The 2,077-nt window shown below is 65.0% G+C and carries 3 protein-coding genes; all 3 read right to left on the bottom strand.

What is annotated here, in order from left to right; genetic code table 11:
• A partial coding sequence (locus ACV4UX_RS18965) for an MlaD family protein (RefSeq protein ID WP_491594839.1) occupies window positions 1-813 on the bottom strand: 813 nt, incomplete at its 3' end.
• Between the two features lie 26 nt (window positions 814-839).
• On the bottom strand, window positions 840-1,634 hold the full coding sequence (locus ACV4UX_RS18960) for an ABC transporter ATP-binding protein (RefSeq protein ID WP_491594838.1): 795 nt from the start codon (window positions 1,632-1,634) through the stop codon (window positions 840-842).
• A 1-nt stretch (window position 1,635) separates the two neighbouring features.
• A partial coding sequence (locus tag ACV4UX_RS18955) for an MlaE family ABC transporter permease (protein ID WP_491594837.1) occupies window positions 1,636-2,077 on the bottom strand: 442 nt, incomplete at its 5' end.

The following is a 2,077-nucleotide window of genomic DNA, read 5'->3' as shown; positions in this document are numbered from 1 at the left end:
GGCAAGGATGTCTTCCAGGCGCTCCTGGTCGTGCCGCACGGCCTTGTTGAGTGTCCCCGCCGTCTCGCCCACGCTCCTGACCTCGGCCCGGACGTCCCCGAGGGTTTTCTCCAGCTCCGTCTTCAGGCTGTTCACAGCCTGCTCCAGCGAACCGGCTAGACGTGAGACGTTTTCGGCCGCGGCCTTGCCGCCGACAGTCAACTGTTGGAAATCCTTTCTGATTTGCCGCACCGTTCCATTGAGCTCGTCGATGAGCACTGGGCTTTTGGTGAGCAATTCCGAGATGCGCGCCGCGTTTTCCCCCCCGAAGATGGTCTCCAGGCTCGCCGCGATGCGGTCCAGGCGCGGGCGCAGATCGGCGATCAGTTCTCCGGCCAGGTTGGCCAGTTGCGTCATGTCCACGGACTCCACCGTAGGGATCGTGGACCCTTGCGGCAGCCGGGCCCCCAGCTCGCCCGCAGGCTCCAGGAAGACGTAGTAGTCGCCCACCAGCCCCTTCTGGGCGATGCGCGCCACCACGCCCTGCCGGATGGGCGCGTCCGGCGCGAGCCCCAGCGTTACCCGGATGAGGCGCGGGTCGTCGTGATCCACGCCCACGGAGAGCACGCGGCCCACATCCAGCCCGCCGTACTTGACGGGTCGCCCGGCCGAGAGATCCTTCACGCTGCGGAAGAGCGCCGAGTACGTCTCCTGTCGCTCCCAGAAGCGGTAGCCCCCCAGGACGACCACGAACGTGCCCAGCACGACCAGGCATGCCGCGATGGCCAGGCTTGCCTTGACCGTGTCCTTGGATTTCGCGTTTTTCGTGAACACCGGCAACTCGCTTGTAGACGTTGCGCCTATCCCACGGTTGGCGGCCTGTGCCGCTCCCGGTTGGGCAGGCGGTTGAGGAACTGCACCAGGAAGGGGTCCTGGCTTTCCCGAAGATGCGCGGGGTCGCCCTGGAAGACCATGCCCCCCTTGTTGAGCACCACCACATGGTCTGCAATGGTGTACACGCTCTCCAGGTCGTGGGATACTACTACGATGGTCATGCCGAAGGCCTCCTTGAGGTCAAGGATGAGCCGGTCCAGGTCGGCCGCCGTGATCGGGTCCAGTCCGGACGTGGGTTCGTCGCACAGGAGAATCTTCGGGTCCAGCGCCAGGGCGCGCGCCAGGCCGGCGCGTTTGCGCATGCCGCCGGAGAGCTGGTTGGGGAAGAAATCCAGGAAGGCGTCCAGCCCAACCAGGGAAAGCTTCATGCGCACCATGGTCTCGATGAGGTCTTCATCAAGGTTGGTGTGCTCGCGAATGGGCAAAGCGATGTTTTCGCCCAGCGGCAGGGAACCCAGGAGCGCGCCGTCCTGGAAGAGCACGCCCATCCGTTTGCGGATTTCGCGCAGCTGCTGCGGCTGGAGGGCGTAGAGATCGTACCCGCCCAGGAGCACGCGGCCGCTGGTGGGTCGAAGAAGGCCCAGAATCGCCTTGAGCAGCGTGGATTTGCCCCCGCCGGACCCGCCGAGAATCACCGAAATGCGCCCCCTGGGCAACTCGGCGGAAATGTCCTTGAGGATTTCCCGCTCCTGGTATCCGACGCGGAGGGCGTCCAGGACGATGTCCGGAGCAGCGTGGGTGGTCGTCCAGTCGGTGTCCATGTCAGCGGGAAATGTAGGTGAGGGCCGTGAAAAAGAGGTCCAGCAGCACGATCATCAGGATGGACTGCACCACTGAGCGCGTGGTCCGGTTGCCCACGTCCAGGGCACCCTCGCGCGCCAGGAATCCCTGCCAGCAGCTGATGAGCGTGATGGTCAGCCCGAAGGCCACGCTCTTGACCAGGCCCGAAAAGAGCAGGCGGAGGCTGAGGAAGTTTGCGGTCTGGTCGTAGTATCCCTTGGCCGAGAGGCCGAGAACGGTGACGGAGAACACACCGCCCGACAGCACGCCCGCGAAATCCGCCCAGACGGTGAGCAGCGGAGCCATGAGCGCCATGGCCAGGCACTTGGGCCACACGAGGTAGCGCACGCTGTCCAGGCCCATCACTTCCAGCGCGTCGATCTCCTCGGAAATCTTCATGGTGGCGATCTCGGCCGTGAAGGCC

This window comes from Fundidesulfovibrio sp. (genome assembly GCF_058402725.1).
The sequence above is the reverse complement of the archived record's forward strand: the minus strand, read 5'-3'. Positions and strand labels throughout refer to the sequence as shown.

What these genes read in the sequence shown, in the direction of transcription:
- ACV4UX_RS18960 (WP_491594838.1), bottom strand. Translation starts at nt 1,634, where the DNA reads ATGGACACCGACTGGACGACCACCCACGCTGCTCCGGACATCGTCCTG.